The organism is Brachybacterium sp. AOP24-D1-21, from assembly GCF_052378665.1.
GTDB lineage: Bacteria > Actinomycetota > Actinomycetes > Actinomycetales > Dermabacteraceae > Brachybacterium.
Window position 1 is genome coordinate 186,573 of the sequence record NZ_JBQSXX010000002.1, and the last position, 16,880, is coordinate 203,452.

A 16,880-nucleotide genomic window follows, 5' to 3' on the forward strand; every position below is an offset into this window, starting at 1 on the left:
GGCCCGCCTGCGTCAGTCCTGCATCACGTCCAGGGGGTTCTCGACCTCCAGCGAACGGGCGTAGCGGTAGTCGTCCGCCAGCTGCAGCTGTGCCCCGGCGGCTTCGTCGACCACCACGACGACGTCCGGGTGGAGCTGCAGGACGGTCGCCGGCCAGCGTGAGCTGATCGCGCCCTCGACGAGCTGGGCGATGGCAGCGGCCTTGCCGGCCCCGGTCGCGATGAGCACGATCCGGCGCGCCTCGAGGATGGTGCCCAGCCCCTGGCTGAGAGCCCGCACCGGGACGTCGGCGGGCCTGTCGAAGTACCGGGAGTTGTCCGTGATGGTGGAGCGGGTCAATCCGACCACCCGGGTGCGGGAGTTCAGGGAGCTGCCGGGCTCGTTGAAGGCGATGTGCCCATTGGAGCCGATGCCCAGGATCTGCAGGTCCACTCCCCCCGCCTCAGCGATCTGGTGATCGTAGGAGACGGCCTCGGCGATCGGGTCGGCGGCTGCACCGTTCGGGGAGACGACGGCGGCATCGTCGATATCGATGTGATCGGTGAAGTTCTCGCGGATGAAGCGGTGGTAGCTCTGCTCGTGCCCCGCGGGCAGTCCCACGTACTCGTCGAGCAGGAAGGCGCGGCTGCCGGCGAAGGACAGGCCCTCCTCCCGGTGTCGACGGATCAGCTCGGTGTAGGCGGGAACCGGGGACGACCCCGTGGCCAGGCCCAGCACGGCACCGGAGGCGCTGGCCTCCTGGAGCGTGCGTGCGAAGGTGTCGGCGACGACCTGCGCGCCTGCTTCGGCGTCGGCCACGATGTGGATCTCCATACGGTCCTGCCCTTCCGTCCCGGTGCGCCTCGGGGCGCTCCTGCTGGTCTGTCCTGCGCGTTCTCAGAAGCTTCAGAGCATAGCGGCCGACGGACCCGCTCTCGGTGCGCGGCGGGGCCGACCGTCGCGACGGAGATGAAGCAGACACGACGACGCTGCCGCACACCTGGTGTGGGGCAGCGTCGTCGTGTCTGCTGGACGGGCGGGCCGGCTCAGTCCGAGTGGCCCGCTCGGCTCACTTCTTCTTGCCGGAGTTCGCGGCGTACTCGAACGCGGCGCGCGGGGTCTCGGTCTGCGGGATACCGATGATGTCGCGGCGGGAGATCAGGTTGGTAACCCAGCCTGCGACGACGGAGGCCTTGCGGCCGAAGGTCGGCATCGCGTACACGTGGTAAGAGCGGGCCATCACCCAGGCCGGCAGGCCGCGGATGTCGAGCTCCTTCTCGCCCAGCTGCAGGCGGCCGACGCCCTTGTACATGCCGAGGGTCGCCATGACGCCGAGGTTCTTGTGGTAGTAGTCCACGAGCGGACGTCCCTGCACGGAGCGCGCGATGTTGTCGGCCAGGCGCTTGGCCTGACGGACCGCGTGCTGTGCGTTGGGCGGGCAGAACTTGCCCTCGCCCGAGGCGAGATCCGGCACCGCGGCGCAGTCGCCGGCGGCGAAGACATCGTCCATCGGGCCGTCGACGCCGTTGACGCGCAGATCCGCGAGCGCCTCGAGCTTGCCCATCAGCGGGCCACGCTCGGTGACGACGGGAAGGTCGGAGACGTCGGGGTCCGAGAGTACCGGGGCGGGCTTCACGCCGGCGTTCCACACCAGCAGGTCGGTCTCGAACTCGTCGCCGTCGCTGGTCTTGATCACGCCGTTCTCGGCGGAGTTCAGGAAGGTCTCGAGCTTGACCTCGATGCCGCGCTCGCGCAGCTGGTTCAGCACGTAGGCGCGCTGGTCCTCGGTGAGCTCGGGGAAGATGAACGGCGCGCCGTCGACGAGCACGAAGCGAATGTCCGAGGCGTGCAGGTCGGGGTAGTAGCGCAGTGCGTCACGGACCATGTCCTCGGTCTCGGCGACAGCCTCGCCACCGGCGAAGCCACCACCGATGAAGGTGAAGGTGAGCAGGCGCTTGCGCACTGCCGGGTCCTTGGTGGAGGCGGCTTCTGCGAGGTTTCCGAGGATGCGGTCGCGCACGGCGGCAGCCTCTTCGACCTGCTTGAAGCCGATCGCGTTCTCTGCCAGGCCCGGGATGGGCAGCAGGCGCGGCACGGCACCGAGGCCGACGACCAGGTAGTCGTAGGCGATCTCGAGCTTCTCGCCCTCTTCCATGTCCACGACGACGGTCTTCTCGGCGCTGCGGATCGCGGAGACTGCGCCGGTGACGACCTTCGCACCGGGGAGCACCTTGCGCAGGGGCGCAAGGACGTCACGCGGGTGGATGCTGCCTGCGCCGACCTCGGGGAGGAAAGGCGCGTAGGTCATGTACGGGCGAGGGTCGACGACCGTGATCGCGACCTCCGCGCCGAGGGTCTTGCGCAGCTCGGACGCGGTCGTCAGACCGACGGAACCACCGCCAAGGATGAGGACATGGGGCTTACCGCCGAAAGTGTTGGTCATGCCCCCAGCCTAGAACCGTATGGCGTCCGAGACAAAAAGTATGAGACGAAATTGGCCATCCACGGCTCACGCAGGCGCTGAAGAGGCCTCACGGCACCGCATCGAGCAGGTCCAGGGCGATCCCATCGAGGATATCGTGCTCGCTGGTGCGGGTCTCGGTGATCGCTGCGGCCGCCGCCACCCGGCTGACGATCCGGGACCAGATCAGGGCTCCGGCTCCGATCACATCGATGCGACCTGGGTGGATGACCGGTCGGAGGGAGCGCTGCTGCCTGGTCTCCCCGAGCAGGGTCCGGCAGATCGACTCGACCTGATCGATCGGCAGGCTGGCACCGTGGGTGACGTCGGGACGATAGTCCTGGATCCCGGCGGCCACGGCAGTGACGGTGGTCACTGTCCCCGCGACACCGACCAGAGCGGCGGTTCGCTGCAGCGGCACCTCGGCCTCGGCGGCGTCGAGATGAGCGTCGATGTCCGCCGTGGCGGCGGCGATCTCGGCCGCCGTGGGCGGGTCCGAGTGCAGGTGACGCTCCGTCATGCGGACCGAGCCGATGTCCATGCTGATGCGGTGGGTCGGGGTCTGTGTGCCGAGCACCAGCTCGGTGGACCCGCCGCCGATGTCGACCACCAGCCGTGGGCCGTCAGGCAGGCCCTGCACGGTGCTGACCGCGCCTCGGAAGGAGAGGGCCGCTTCTTCCTCCCCGCTGATGACCTCGGGCTCCACCCCGAGGATCTCGCGGATCCCGTCGATGAACAGGTCTCGGTTGGCGGCGTCGCGGGTCGCCGAGGTGGCGACGAAGCGGATCTCCTGACGGGTGACGGCGTGGCGATCGATGAGGATCCGATAGCGGCGTGCGGCCTCGAGAGTGCGCTCCACGGCGACGGGGTCGAACTGCCCGGTGCGGTCCACGCCGAGCCCCAGTCGCACCATCTCCAGCTGCCGCTCGAGGTCGACCATCTCACCGGATGCCTCGTCCCGGCGTGCGATCAGCAGCCGGATCGAGTTCGTGCCGCAGTCGATCGCGGCGACGGGGGCGCTCATCGCGTCTCCGCCTGTTCCGCCGGGGCATCTCCGCAGCGGCAGCGCAGCTCGCCGGCTCCGTCGATGCGCGGCAGCACGAGGTCGGCGATCGGGTTGACGCCAGGGCCCTCTGCGAGGGCCTGCCCGGCGAGCGCGTGGAAGCATTTGACGCGGGTCGGCATCCCGCCGGCGCTGACGTGGTGGACCTCCTCGGCGTCGCCGAGCTCCTCGCGACGTGCGAGGTACCGCTCATGAGCGGCGCGATATGCGCTCGAGAGAGCCTCGTCCTGTGCCAGCTGCTCGGTGAGCTCGGCCATCAGGCCGGTGGCCTCGAGCCGGGAGAGCTCGAGGGTCAGCCAGGGCAGGGTCAGGTAGAGGGAGGTCGGGAAGGGCGTCCCGTCCTCGAGGCGAGGCGCGGTGCGCACCACGGCGGGACGGCCGCAGCTGCAGCGGCGGGCGATGGAGACCACCCCGCGCATGTCCCGGCCGAGCTGCTCGCGCATGACCTCGAGGTCATCCGCGGTGGTCGGGGTCTCGTAGGGCAGAGGAGAAAGTGTTGTCACTGATCGGGATCCTGGTCGGTGGTGTCGTCGGCGGGGTCCTGCTCGGAGACGTCGTCGTCGGTCGACCCCGTCTCATCGGGGATGTCATCGGCGGTCAGGCGGCTGGAGCCTTCCACGCTCTCCCAGAGGACGGAGAACCATTCGCCCTCCTTCGCCGCCTCCTGGGCCTGCTCGGCCTCGGTGAGCGGCACGCCCTGGCCGGAGGTGTCGGTGAGCCGGTACTGGGTCTCCCCCGGCATCGCGAACAGCAGGCGCTCACGGGCGCGCGCGGCGACGTAGGCCGGGTCCTCCCAACGGGCGACCTGGGTGCGCAGATCCTCGACCTGCTGCTCCTGCTGTGAGACCTGTGCGCTCAGCTCGGAGAGCTGCTGGCGCTGGGCCACGTAGGAGTTCACCGTGGGCACGAGTGCGGCCAGGGCGACGACCACCAGGGCCACCAGCGCGAGGGTGCGCCGGGTGATGGTGATCCCCGGCCCCTCCTCCTGAGGGCTTGCCGCGCTGTTGCCGGTGGACGGGCGCGAGGCCGCGACCGGACCGCGCGAACGGGCCGGCACGGCCTTCTTGGACGCCGTGCGCGAGGTGGTGGCAGCAGGACGAGAGGAGGTCCGCGCGCTGGGTCGCCGGCCTCCGGACGCAGCGACCGGGCGCCTCGTCGATCGCGGGGCGCCCGGTCGTCTGCTGGTCATGGCTCGAGGTTACAACCTCGAGCTGAGGACTCAGGCCATTTGCTGCCTGCCTGAATCCCTACGTCTCATTGCTCGCTCAGGCGGTGTACTGAATGCCTGAGCTCCTACCGCTCGTTCCTCGCAGTACGTCGCTCAGGAGGTGAAACGCGGGAACGCGGAGGCGCCAGCGTAGCGCGCTGCCTCGCCCAGCTCCTCCTCGATGCGCAGCAGCTGGTTGTACTTGGCCACGCGCTCCCCACGGGCGGGGGCGCCCGACTTGATCTGGCCGCAGTTGGTGGCCACAGCGAGATCGGCGATCGTGGTGTCCTCGGTCTCACCGGAGCGGTGGGACATCATCGCGGTGAAGCCAGCGCGGTGCGCGAGGTCCACTGCGTCGAGGGTCTCGGACAGCGAGCCGATCTGGTTGACCTTCACCAGCAGCGCATTTGCGGAGCCCTCGGTGATACCGCGGGAGAGGCGCTCGGGGTTGGTGACGAAGAGGTCGTCGCCGACGAGCTGGGTCTTGGCACCGAGACGATCGGTCATGGCCTTCCAGCCCTCCCAGTCGTCCTCATCCAGCGGGTCCTCGATGGAGACCAGCGGGTATGCGTCGACCAGCTCGGCGTAGTACTCGACCATCTCGGCGGCAGTCTTCTGCGCGCCTTCGAAGGTGTAGGAGCCGTCCTTGTAGAACTCGGAGGCGGCGACGTCGAGCGCGAGCGCGACCTCGGTGCCGACCTCGAAGCCCGCCTTGCCGATGGCCTCGACGATCAGGTCGAGAGCGGCGCGGTTGGAGTCGAGGTTCGGCGCGAAGCCGCCCTCGTCGCCCAGGCCCGTGGCCAGCCCGCGCTCCTTGAGGACGGACTTCAGTGCGTGGTACACCTCGGCGCCGACGCGCATCGCCTCGGAGAAGGTCTCCGCGCCGATCGGCGCGATCATGAACTCCTGGATGTCGACGTTGGAGTCCGCGTGCGAGCCGCCGTTGAGGATGTTCATCATCGGCACCGGCAGGATGTGGGCGTTCGGGCCGCCGACGTACTGGTACAGCGGGATGCCGGCGGAGTCCGCGGCAGCGCGAGCGACGGCGAGCGAGACGCCGAGGATGGCGTTGGCGCCGACGGTGCCCTTGTTCTTGGTGCCGTCGAGCTCGAGCATCGCGGCGTCGATCGCACGCTGCTCCTGGACATCCATGCCCAGGATCTTCGGCTGGATATCGGCGACCACTGCGGCGACGGCGTCCAGGACGCCCTTGCCCAGGTAGCGGGACTTGTCGCCGTCACGACGCTCGACGGCCTCGAAAGCACCGGTGGAGGCGCCGGAGGGGACCGCGGCGCGGGCGAACGTTCCGTCATCGAGCAGGATCTCCACCTCGACGGTGGGGTTTCCTCGGGAGTCGAGGATCTCGCGGGCGTGCAGGGCATCGATCAGGGCTGCCATGGGCTGTTCCTTCCGTCGGGTGATGTTCCGTCACGTCCGGTCGGCGCTGACCGTCCATCAGACAGTCTAGGCCGTGCCTCCCGCATCCCGCTCCCGAGTGCCCTCGGTTGCGCTCCGGGACGATTCCTCCTCCGCGGCGAGCTGCGTCCGGGTCCTGGTGAGCAGGGCGCGCAGCGCCGTCTCCGGGTCATCGTCGCGGGACTCGGCGACTGCCACCAGGTCCAGCAGCGCTCGCGCGAGATCTGCTCCCCAGCTGCCGGCGTCCTCTGCCGCCGCGGCCTGATCGGCGGCGGCCAGGAGCTCTTCGAGGCGGCCCTCGGAACGGGCCCGGTGCACCACCTTCGCGGCGGACTGCAGAGCAGGCAGCTGCGCGGGGATGCCGTCGAACCAGCCCTTGCGTCGGTGCCCGCGCTCGGCGTTCTCTGCGGCTTTCACCGCGTGCCACTGGGCGATGATCTGGTCGACGTCCTCGGGATCCCGGAGCGCCTGCTCACGCATGGCTCCGAACACGTGGGGGTTGCGCCGCTCCATCTTCGCGACGAAAGCACGAGCCACGTCATCAACATCCCACGAGGGATCCCCCTCCTGCCCGACCCGGGCGTGGAAGAGGATCTGGAACAGCAGGTCGCCGAGCTCGTCAGCGAGCGCCCCAGGGCCGTGGGCGGCGGGGTCGTCGATCACCTCGAGGACTTCGTGGGTCTCCTCCAGGAGATATCGGGCCAGCGAGGCATGGGTCTGCTGGTGCGTCCAGGCGTCCCCGTCGGGCGCTCGCAGCGCGTCCATCACTGCGACCGCCCGCAGCAGCGCCCCGCCACGGGGGTCCGGGGCAGCGGGCTCGGGCGCCGAAGTCGCAGGCTCGAGCGTCGAGGTCGCAGGCTCGGGCACGGCCGCGAGTTCGAGCTCAAGCTCAAGCTCGAGCTCAGACTCGGGCGCGGGCTGTTCGGGAACGGAGGGCCGCTGAGGTCGGTTCACAGGCGCGAGGCTACTTCGCCGGGGCTCGGGACGTGATCTCCTCCGCCGCTGCCGGGACCAGCGTGCGCAGGATCTCGCGCGCCCAGTCCAGCAGCTCATGGTCCCGCAGCTCGGTGCCACCGAAACGAGAGGTCGTCGGTCTGGGCACCAGCACCTGCCGGGTCGCGGGCTTGAGCAAGGTGCCCGGATAGAGCCGCTTCATGCGCATCGCGGCGGAGTCGAGCACCTCGAGGTGCGCGAAGCGGATCATCTTGCCCTGTGCCTGGACCTCGTCGACGCCGGCCGCGCGGGCATCGATCCGGAACCGGGCGACATCCAGCAGCACCTCCACGGAGGCTGGCAGCGCGCCATAGCGATCGGAGAGCTCGGCACGGATCTGGTCGATCTCCGCCATCTCACGCACCGCGGAGAGCTTCGAGTACGCCTCGAGACGCAGCCGCTCGGAGCCGATGTAGTCGTGCGGGATGTGGGCGTCCAGCGGGAGCTCCACTCGGATCTCCTTCTCGGGCGCCTTGCCCTCGCCGCGGAAGGCGGCCACGGCCTCCCCCACCATCCGCACGTACAGGTCGAAGCCGACCCCGGCGATGTGGCCGGACTGCTCCCCGCCCAGCAGGTTGCCGGCGCCGCGGATCTCGAGGTCCTTCATCGCCACCTTCATGCCGGCACCGAGATCGGTGTTCGTGGCCAGAGTGGTCAGGCGATCGTGCGCGAGCTCGGTGAGCGGCTTGGTCGCGTTGTAGAGGAAGTACGAGTAGGCGCGCTCGCTCGAGCGCCCCACCCGGCCGCGCAGCTGGTGCAGCTGGGAGAGGCCGAACTTGTCGGCGTGCTCGACGATCAGGGTGTTGGCGTTGGCGATGTCCAGCCCGGTCTCGACGATGGTGGTGCACACCAGCACATCGAAATCCCGTTCCCAGAAGTCGACGATCACGCGTTCGAGCTGGTGCTCGTTCATCTTGCCGTGGGCGACCTGCACCCGGGCATCGGGCACCAGCTCCCGGAGGTGGGCGGCGACCCGATCGATGTCCTCGACCCGGTTGTGGATGTAGAACACCTGCCCCTCGCGCAGCAGCTCACGACGGATCGCGGCGGTGACCTGCTTGTCCTCCTGCGCGCCGACGTAGGTCAGCACCGGGTGACGCTCCTCGGGCGGGGTGGCGAGGATCGAGAGCTCGCGGATGCCGGTGACGGCCATCTCAAGGGTGCGCGGGATCGGCGTGGCGGACATGGACAGCACGTCCACGTTCGTGCGCATCGCCTTGAGGGTCTCCTTGTGCTCGACGCCGAAGCGCTGCTCCTCGTCGATGATCAGCAGACCCAGGTCCTTGAATCGCACGTTACCGGTGAGCAGACGGTGGGTGCCGATGACGACGTCGACGGTACCGTCGGCGACGCCTTCGATCGTGGCTTTGGAATCCGCGGGATTCTGGAAGCGGGAGAGACCTCGCACCGTCACGGGGAATCCGGTGTAGCGCTCGGTGAAGGTGTCCAGATGCTGCTGGGCGAGCAGGGTGGTGGGCGCGAGGATCGCCACCTGCTTGCCATCCTGCACCGCCTTGAACGCGGCACGCACCGCGATCTCCGTCTTGCCGTAGCCCACGTCGCCGAGGATCAGTCGATCCATCGGCACCGACTTCTCCATATCGCGCTTCACATCGTCGATGGTGGAGAGCTGATCGGGCGTCTCGACGAACTCGAAGGAATCCTCGAGCTCCCGCTGCCAGGGCGTGTCCGGTCCGAAATCGTGGCCGGGCGCGGACTGCCGTGCCGAGTACAGCCGCACCAGCTCGTCGGCGATCTCGCGGATCGCCCGTCGGGCCTTCGACTTCGTCTTGGCCCAGTCCGCGCCACCCATGCGGTTGACGCTGGGATCCTCGCCGCCGACGTACTTGGTGACCTGGTCGAGCTGGTCGCTGGGGACGTAGAGCCGGTCACCGGGCTGGCCCTTCTTCGAGGGCGCATATTCGATGACCAGGTACTCGCGAGTGGTGCGCTTGGCCCCGGTGCCGACGGTGCGGCTGGTCATCTCCACGAACCTGCCCACCCCGTGATGAGCATGGACCACGTGGTCCCCGGGACGGAGCTGGAGCGGGTCCACGACGTTGCGGCGGCGCGAGGGCATCTTCCGCTCCTCGCCGCGCCGCGCTCCCGATTTGCCGGTGAGGTCGCGCTCGGAGGTGAGCACGAGCCGGAGCTCCTCGTCGATGAGACCTTCGACGAAGGGGCCGACGGTGACCACGGCCTCGCCCGGGGCGACAGGCGCCTCGAGCGCGGCGGAATAAACTGCGGGAAGCCCCTCGCCGCGCAGGTTCTCCGCGACGTGGCGGGCACCGCCGGGGCCGACCATGGTGGAGATGACCGTCCAGCCCTCGAGGCGTCGACGCTCGAGGTCCTTCGCGGCGTCCCCTGGCTTGCCGGAGTAGCCGGGGTGGGTGGTGGAGGCGGTGGTGACGTCGACGTCCGTATCGAGCCCGAAGGCGGCGAGGGTGAACCAGGGGCGCCCGCCCTCGCGGGCGTGGCCCTTGGCCTCGGACAGCGGCACGAAGCTCGCCGCACCTACGTCGATCGGCAGGCCGCCACCGGCGGCGGCGCTGGACCAGGCCGCGGCGAGGAACTCATCCGTGGTGGCGACCAGCTCGTCGGCCCGGGCTCGCGCCTTCTCGGGATCCAGGATGAGGAACCGAGCCCCGGCGGGGAGCACGTCGGCGACCTGCTCCATCTCCCCCACCAGCACCGGGCTGAGGGACTCCATGCCGTCCGCGGCGATGCCGTCCGCGATCCTCAGCAGCAGATCCCGCACACCAGGCAGCTCCTCGGCGCGGGCACGGGCACGCTCCCTCACCGCAGGGGTCAGCAGGATCTCGCGGCAGGGCGGGGCGTCGAGCCCCCGCGGCGCGGGATCCAGGGACCGCTGATCGGCGATGGAGAAGTAGCGGACGTCGTCGATCTCGTCGCCGAAGAGGTCCACGCGGACCGGATGCGGTTCAGTGGGCGGGAAGACATCCAGGATGCCGCCGCGCACGGCGAACTCCCCGCGCTTCTCGACCATGTCCACACGCACATAGGCGGCGTCGACGAGATCCCGTTCCAGATCTTCGAGCGGGTAGGTCTCCCCCACGGCGGCGCGCACCGGCCGCAGATCGCCCAGTCCGGTGGCGATCGGCTGCAGCAGGGAGCGCACCGGCATCAGCAGCACGCGGACCGGGATCTCGGTCTCGGGGTGCGCGATGCGTCGCAGGGTGGCCAGTCGCTTGGCGACCGTATCCGCGCGGGGGGAGAGCCGCTCATGCGGCAGGGTCTCCCAGGCTGGCAGCTCGGCCAGGTGCTCGGTGCCGACCAGGGCCGTCAGCGCCGCCCGCATGTCTTCGGTGGCCCGGGTGGTGGCGGTGACCACGACCAGGGGCTGTTCGGCGCTCGCCTGCCGCGCGAGATCGGCGACCAGGAAGGGGAACAGCCCGGTGGCGGCGACGATGCTCCCGCCTTCGCCGCTCTCGGTGCCCGCGGCGATCAGCTCGCGGACTGCCGTGAGGTCGCGCCCGGCGGCGAGCTGGTCCAGGAGCGGTCGCAGCGGAGGCTGCTGGGTGGTCTGGACGGGGGCGGTGGTCTGGGCGGTCATCGGACCTCTCGGGAGTGGAAGCGCTGCTGGGCGGCGGTGAGGCCCTCGAGGATCACGGACTCGACCGCGTCGGCCGCATCGGTGATCAGCAGCTCGAGGGTCTTTCGCTCGGTGGAGCTGAAGGGGGCGAGCACATGGTCGGCGGTGTCGCGGTTGCCGGGCGGCCTGCCGACGCCGACCCGCACCCGCAGGTAGTCCTTGGTGCCCAGGGCCTTGGTGATGTCGCGCAGGCCGTTGTGACCGCCCTCCCCGCCGCCGCGCTTGAGGCGGAGCGCGTCGAAGGGGATGTCGACCTCGTCGTGCACCACGACCACCTGCTCGGGCGCGATGTCGTAATAGGCGGCCAGCGCCTTGACCGGCCCGCCGGAGACATTCATGTAGGAGGTGGTCTTGGCGAGGATGACCCGCTCGTCAGCGCCGGGGAGGCCGAGCCGTCCCTCGAGGACCACCGCCTGGGCCCGACGGGCCGCGGTGAATCGACCGCCGCCGGCGTCCGCGATGTGGTCGAGGACCATCTGGCCGACGTTGTGCCGGGTCGCGGCATACTTCGGGCCCGGATTGCCGAGGCCCACCACCAGATAGGGGCCTGGCCGGCGTTCGCTGGCGGTCATGGGCTGCTCCTTGCTGCTGCTCGATGCTGCGTGCTGCCGCTCGCTGCTGCGTCGTACGGTCCGCTGCTGTCGGCATATCTCGTCGGGATCGGCGCTCAATGCTGCCCGCCGATCTCCGCCCGACCTGGGACGGTCCCGACTTGCGACGGGATCAGCACCGGAAAGGCTCGAGGCGGGGCGGGCTCGACTCGAGACAGGCTCGAAGCGACGCAGAGCGCACAACCCCGGACACAGTACCGGGGCGCCGCGCACAGCGCGACGCCCCGGTCCATGGGGTGTGAGCAACGGAGCGGGGCGACAGCGGCACTGAGCCCGCTGTCTCCGCTCCGGGAGGTCACTTCTCCTCGGCGGACTCTTCCGAGGCCGCGGCCTGGCCCTCGGACTCCTCGTCGGACTCCTCTTCGACGCGCGGGAGCTGCACGGAGGCGACCAGGATCTCGGCGTCGGTGACCAGCTCGGCATCGCCGGGCAGGGTGACGTCGCCGGCGAACAGCTGGTAGCCGTCCTCGGTGCCCTCGACCGAGACCTCGACCTCCTGCGGGACGTTCAGCGCGTCGACCAGGAGGGTGAGGGTCTGCAGGTCGACGAATGCAGCGGCGGGCGCGACGGGCTCGCCGACGAGGATGACCGGGATCTCGACCTCGACCTTCTCGCCCTTGCGGACGGTGATCAGGTCGAGGTGGTTCAGGGTGCGCTTGAGCGGGTGGCGCTGGATCTCCTTGATCAGCGCGAGGTGCGTGGTGCCATCCGTGAGCTGGAGCTCGAGCAGCGCGTTGGGGTTACGGGCGGCCAGGGCGGTGGCGTGACCGGGCAGCGAGAGGTGGAGGGGGGCCTCGCCGTGGCCGTACAGGACGGCGGGGACCAGGCTCTGGGTGCGCAGGCGGCGGGCGGCGCCCTTGCCGAAGTCCTCGCGCAGTTCGACGTTCAGCTTCTCAGCCATGGGGGTGCTCCTCGTAGATGCGTTGGCTCGACGATGAGCGACGCCACGAGGCACAGGGAGCGGGCTCCCGGTACTCCGCACCGCGTCGATCACGGAGGGGCCGCAGCCCGCTCCCTCGCCGAAGTGACCTGGTGACAATAGCACGCGCGAAGGCGCCGCACTCCGAGGACGTGAGGGGCGCCGCATCGGGCGCCGCGGCGCCCTGCGCACTCCCCCGCCCGAAGCGCCAGGGACCTACGTCCCTGCAGGTCACAGCATCTTCTTCGCGACCAAGGTCCCTGCGACGGAGCCGATCTCGAGAATACGGTGCTCTTAGTCCCTGTCACACCACCACGACCCGTTCCCCCGGTGTCGTCGACCGAAAGGCTCTCCCGTGACTGCCACCGCCGTTCCCTCCGCCTCGTCCGTCCCCTCCGCCACCACTGCTGCCGCGACTCACTCCACCCTCACCGGCGCCGAGAAGAGCGGGTGGGGCTACACGGTGCTCGGCGTCACGCGCCTCATGGTCGGATTCACCTTCCTGTGGGCGTTCCTCGACAAGACCTTCGGGCTGGGCTTCGCCACCCCCACCGAGAACTCCTGGCTGAACGGCGGGTCTCCCACCACCGGGTTCCTCGGCGGCTCGATCGCCGGAGGAAACCCCTTCGCACAGGTCTGGGAGTTCTTCCTCTCGATCAACCCGCTCACGGACGTGCTGTTCATGGTCGGTCTGCTCGGCATCGGCGTGGCTCTGATGCTCGGCATCGGCACCCGGGTGGCGGCGGTGTCCGCCGCGGCGATGTACACGCTGATGTATCTGGCGGCCTTCCCCATCGCCACGAACCCGCTCTACGACGATCACCTGCTGATGGCCGTGATCGTGATCGCTATGGCCGGCCTCGCCGCAGGCGACCACGTGGGCTTCGGGAAGTCCTGGAACCGGCTCGTGAAGGGCAATCGCTTCCTCATCTGAGCTGACCGCCGCTGACCACCGAGCGCAGCCCCGGTGCGCGTCCGACGAAATAGAGAACGACCCCGTCTCCCTGCAGGGGGGGACGGGGTCGCTCTCTTGTGCCCGGGTGCGCCGGGCTCGCCGGGCTCGCCGGGTGCGCCGGGTGCGCCGGGTGCGGTCAGACTTCGCCGTCGAAGAGGCTGGTGACCGAGCCCTCGTCGAAGACGGCTCGGATCGCTCGTGCCAGCAACGGTGCGATCGACAGCTGGGTGAGGCGGTCGAACTGCTTCTCGGGGGGCACCGGCAGGGTGTTGGTGCAGACGATCTCCCGCACGGAGCTGTTCTTCAGCCGCTCGGTGGCGGGATCGGAGAGGATCGCGTGGGTGGTCGCGATGACCACGGAGGACGCTCCGCCTGCCAGCAGGGCGTCGGACGCCTGGACGATGGTGCCCGCCGTGTCGATCATGTCGTCGACCAGGATGCAGGTCTTGCCCTCGACGTCACCGATCACGCGCTTGGCCACAGCCTGGTTGGGCCGGTTGATGTCGCGGGACTTGTGGACGAAGGCGAGGTTCACACCGCCGAGCCGCTTGGCCCACTGCTCCGCCACCCGGATCCGACCAGCATCCGGCGAGACCACGGCGATGTCTTCTTCGCCGTACTTCTCCTGGATGTACTCGGCGAGGATCGGCAGCGCCATCAGGTGATCGACCGGGCGGTTGAAGTAGCCCTGCACCTGAGGGGCGTGCAGGTCCACGGAGATCATGCGGTCCACGCCGGCGGTCTCGTACATGTCCGCCATCAGGCGCGCCGAGATCGGCTCACGACCGCGGTGCTTCTTGTCCTGGCGTGCGTACGGGAAGCTCGGTGCGATCGCGGTGATCCGCTTGGCCGATGCGCGCTTGAGCGCATCGATCATGATCAGGTGCTCCATCACCCAGGTGTTGATCGGCGCGGGGTGGGACTGCAGCACGAAGACGTCGGTGCCGCGCACGGACTCGCCGTAGCGCACGTAGATCTCCCCGTTGGCGAAGTCCCAGGCGTCCATCGGCAAGACCTCGACGCCGAGCTCGGCGGCGACCTCCTGCGCGAGGACGGGGTGTGCCCGTCCGGATGCGAGGACCAGTCGCTTCTCTCCGGGGGTGACGATTCCGCTCATCGCTGCTCGTGCTCCTTGTGCTCATCGGCGGCAGTTCCTGCAGGCGTCTCGGCAGCGGACCCATCGTCAGCGCCGAGGGCAGCGCGTGCCGCGCCCTCGGCCGCGGTCCCCGCGCGGCGTCGCAGCGTCCATCCTTCCATGTTCCGCTGCGAGACCGCGTTCACGCCCAGGGCCCCGGGGGGCACGTCCTTGCGAACCGTGGTGCCGGCGCCGGTGGCCGCTCCGTCCCCGATGACGACGGGGGCCACGAGCACGTTGTGGGAGCCGACGCGCACGTGCTTGCCGATCGTGGTGCGGTGCTTGTTCACGCCGTCGTAGTTGGCGAAGATCGTGCCGGCGCCGATGTTGGTTCCCTCCCCGATCTCGGCGTCGCCGACGTAGCTGAGGTGGGGCACCTTCGCGCCATCGCCGATCTTCGCGTTCTTGGTCTCGACGAATCCGCCGATCTTGCCCTTCGCCCCGAGGTCGGTCCCAGCGCGCAGGTAGGAGAACGGACCCACCGTCGCTCCCGCGCCGATCACTGCCAGCAGCGCGTGGGAGCGGACCACCTCGGCACCCGGCCCCACCTCGGTGTCACGCAGCGTGGTGTCCGGTCCGATCACGGCTTCCTCGCCGATGTCGCTCGCACCGTGGAGCTGGACTCCGGGCAGGATGATCGCGTCCTGGCCGATGGAGACATCGGAGTCGATCCAGGTGGTGGCGGGATCCACGATCGTGACGCCGGCGCGCATATGCCGCTCGAGCGTGCGGCGGTTCATCTCCGCGCCGAGCTGGGCGAGCTGGACCTTGTCGTTGACGCCCTCGACCATCATCACGTCCTCGGTGACGACGGCCCGCACGGAGCGGCCGTCCGCCTGCGCGATGGCGAGCACGTCGGTGAGGTACATCTCGCCCTGCGCATTGTCGGTGCCGATGCGTCCGAGCGCGTCACGCAGCACGGCGAGATCGAAGGCGTAGATCCCGGAGTTGATCTCGTCGATCGCGCGCTGCGCGTCGTCGGCGTCCTTGTGCTCGACGATGCCGAGGACCTCGGTGCCGTCCTCGCTGCGCAGGATGCGGCCGTAACCGGTGGGGTCGGGGACGCGGGCGCTGAGCACGGTGGCCGCAGCCCCGGCGCCTTCATGCGCGGCGACCAGGTCGCGCAGGGTCGCCGGATCGAGCAGCGGCACGTCGCCGTAGGTGACCAGCACGGTGCCCTCCGCGGCGGTGACCTGCTCGAGGCCGCACTGGACGGCGCGCCCGGTGCCGGGGATCTCGTCCTGATCGGCGACGGACACCTCGGAGGCGTGCTCCGCGAGGTGCTCGGCGACGCGATCACGCTCGTGACGGAGCACGACCACCAGCTCGCCGGGGCTCGTGCCCTCAGCGGCGGTCACGGCGTGCACCAGCAGAGATCTGCCCCCGATCTCGTGAAGGACCTTGGGCTTTCGGGACTTCATTCGGGTCCCGGCACCGGCGGCCAGAACTATCACGGCGGCGGGGGCAGTGGTCTCAGCGATTCCCACGTCTGCGGCTCCTCGGGATCGACGGGTGAGGTCTGCGGCACCGCCGCAGGGGCGGTGAGCGTTCCGCCATCAGGACTCGAACCTGAAATTTCAGAACCAAAATCTGAGGTGTTGCCGATTACACCATGGCGGATCGCGTCCAGCAGGGCCTGGCGACGAGCCGGCTCCTCAGGGATCCGGAACGGGCACCCAGCGCCACGGACGCGGCCTGATCCTATCGTCCGTGGCGCCCCTCCCGGACCTCGTCGAGTCCATCGGTGGCACAGGTCGCTCTACCGCCTGCGCCGCTCGGCGACCTGCCGAGCGCGACGTCGTGACGTGCCGAATGCGGTATCGCGCCGTGCCGAGTGCGGTATCGCGGCGTGCCGAGAGGGGTGTGGAAGACTCCGACCATGGCGGAGAACGGGGCAGCCCGCGGTCGATCGACCCGGATGACGGGCAAGGAGCGGCGCGAGCAGCTGGTGGCGGTGGGCCGGCAGCTGTTCGCCGAGAAGGGCTTCGACATGACCACGGTCGAGGAGATCGCGGCCCGTGCCAAGGTCTCCAAGCCCATCGTGTACGAGCACTTCGGAGGCAAGGAAGGGCTGTACGCGGTGGTCGTGGACCGCGAGGTCTCCACGCTGCTGGGGGACCTGGAGAGCTCCCTCCAGAATCAGCGGGAGCACCCCCGGGTGCTGATGGAGCGTGCCGCGCTGGCGTTCCTCGCCTACATCGACGAGAACGAGGACGGCTTCCGCATCCTCGTGCGGGACTCCCCCGTCAGCCACACCCTCGGCACCTTCTCCTCCCTGCTGACAGATGTGGCCGGACGCGTCGAGGAGATCCTCGCCGCCCAGCTCACCCTCCATTCGTATCCGCCTCGAGACGCTGCCCTGTACGCGCAGATGCTGGTGGGGATGGTCGCGTACACCGGTCAGTGGTGGCTCGAGACCCGCGAGCCCCAGAAGGAGATCGTCGCGGCACGCATGGTCAATCTGTCCTGGTACGGACTCAGCGCCCTGCAGAAGACCCCGGCTCTGCGCGGCGACACCCACAGCTGAG

14 protein-coding genes and 1 tRNA gene are annotated in these 16,880 nt (G+C 69.6%); 2 read left to right on the forward strand and 13 right to left on the reverse strand.

Annotated elements, in window-relative coordinates; translation table 11 throughout:
• Window positions 1-12 precede the first annotated feature (12 nt).
• From nagB to ACT3UF_RS15580, 10 genes are all read right to left on the reverse strand, one after another.
• Entirely contained in the window at window positions 13-813 is an 801-nt protein-coding gene (gene nagB / locus ACT3UF_RS15535; RefSeq protein WP_441445553.1) for a glucosamine-6-phosphate deaminase, read from the reverse strand.
• Window positions 814-1,048: 235 nt separating this feature from the next.
• On the reverse strand, window positions 1,049-2,422 hold the full coding sequence (locus tag ACT3UF_RS15540) for an NAD(P)/FAD-dependent oxidoreductase (protein ID WP_441445552.1): 1,374 nt from the start codon (window positions 2,420-2,422) through the stop codon (window positions 1,049-1,051).
• A gap of 88 nt (window positions 2,423-2,510) precedes the next feature.
• Window positions 2,511-3,464, reverse strand: coding sequence for a Ppx/GppA phosphatase family protein (locus tag ACT3UF_RS15545; RefSeq protein WP_441445551.1), 954 nt, complete (start codon window positions 3,462-3,464; stop codon window positions 2,511-2,513).
• Complete coding sequence (locus ACT3UF_RS15550) at window positions 3,461-4,006, reverse strand: DUF501 domain-containing protein (RefSeq protein WP_441445550.1); 546 nt, start codon at window positions 4,004-4,006, stop codon at window positions 3,461-3,463. Before ACT3UF_RS15550 ends, ACT3UF_RS15545 begins: the two co-directional genes overlap by 4 nt.
• On the reverse strand, window positions 4,003-4,692 hold the full coding sequence (locus ACT3UF_RS15555; RefSeq protein WP_441445549.1) for a septum formation initiator family protein: 690 nt from the start codon (window positions 4,690-4,692) through the stop codon (window positions 4,003-4,005). The genes ACT3UF_RS15550 and ACT3UF_RS15555 overlap by 4 nt, the downstream gene beginning before the upstream one ends.
• A 132-nt stretch (window positions 4,693-4,824) precedes the next feature.
• Window positions 4,825-6,108, reverse strand: a complete 1,284-nt coding sequence (gene eno, locus ACT3UF_RS15560; protein WP_441445548.1) for a phosphopyruvate hydratase — start codon at window positions 6,106-6,108, stop codon at window positions 4,825-4,827.
• Between the two features lie 66 nt (window positions 6,109-6,174).
• Window positions 6,175-7,080 carry a MazG nucleotide pyrophosphohydrolase domain-containing protein gene (locus tag ACT3UF_RS15565; protein WP_441445547.1) on the reverse strand — a complete coding sequence of 302 codons (906 nt, stop codon included), beginning with the start codon at window positions 7,078-7,080 and terminating at the stop codon, window positions 6,175-6,177.
• Between the two features lie 10 nt (window positions 7,081-7,090).
• Window positions 7,091-10,693, reverse strand: a complete 3,603-nt coding sequence (mfd, locus tag ACT3UF_RS15570) for a transcription-repair coupling factor (protein ID WP_441445546.1) — start codon at window positions 10,691-10,693, stop codon at window positions 7,091-7,093.
• Window positions 10,690-11,304: an aminoacyl-tRNA hydrolase gene (pth, locus tag ACT3UF_RS15575; protein WP_441445545.1), complete on the reverse strand. Its 615-nt coding sequence runs from the start codon at window positions 11,302-11,304 to the stop codon at window positions 10,690-10,692. The genes mfd and pth overlap by 4 nt, the downstream gene beginning before the upstream one ends.
• 334 nt (window positions 11,305-11,638) lie before the next feature.
• Window positions 11,639-12,244, reverse strand: coding sequence for a 50S ribosomal protein L25/general stress protein Ctc (locus ACT3UF_RS15580; RefSeq protein ID WP_441445544.1), 606 nt, complete (start codon window positions 12,242-12,244; stop codon window positions 11,639-11,641).
• Window positions 12,245-12,617: 373 nt separating this feature from the next.
• On the opposite strand from ACT3UF_RS15580, the gene ACT3UF_RS15585 reads away from it, so the two are divergent.
• Window positions 12,618-13,196 carry a hypothetical protein gene (locus ACT3UF_RS15585; protein ID WP_441445543.1) on the forward strand — a complete coding sequence of 193 codons (579 nt, stop codon included), beginning with the start codon at window positions 12,618-12,620 and terminating at the stop codon, window positions 13,194-13,196.
• Window positions 13,197-13,353: 157 nt separating this feature from the next.
• On the opposite strand, the gene ACT3UF_RS15590 is transcribed toward ACT3UF_RS15585, so the two are convergent.
• The 3 genes from ACT3UF_RS15590 to ACT3UF_RS15600 all read right to left on the reverse strand — a co-directional run bounded on the left by ACT3UF_RS15590 (window position 13,354) and on the right by ACT3UF_RS15600 (window position 15,972).
• A complete protein-coding gene (locus ACT3UF_RS15590; protein WP_441445542.1) occupies window positions 13,354-14,334 on the reverse strand; it encodes a ribose-phosphate diphosphokinase in 981 nt (326 codons plus the stop codon).
• Window positions 14,331-15,839, reverse strand: a complete 1,509-nt coding sequence (gene glmU / locus ACT3UF_RS15595) for a bifunctional UDP-N-acetylglucosamine diphosphorylase/glucosamine-1-phosphate N-acetyltransferase GlmU (RefSeq protein WP_441445541.1) — start codon at window positions 15,837-15,839, stop codon at window positions 14,331-14,333. The genes ACT3UF_RS15590 and glmU overlap by 4 nt, the downstream gene beginning before the upstream one ends.
• Window positions 15,840-15,900: 61 nt before the next feature.
• A tRNA-Gln gene (locus ACT3UF_RS15600) sits at window positions 15,901-15,972 on the reverse strand.
• Between the two features lie 259 nt (window positions 15,973-16,231).
• Here ACT3UF_RS15600 and ACT3UF_RS15605 point away from each other — a divergent pair.
• Window positions 16,232-16,879, forward strand: coding sequence for a TetR/AcrR family transcriptional regulator (locus ACT3UF_RS15605; RefSeq protein ID WP_441445540.1), 648 nt, complete (start codon window positions 16,232-16,234; stop codon window positions 16,877-16,879).
• Window position 16,880 lies beyond the last annotated feature (1 nt).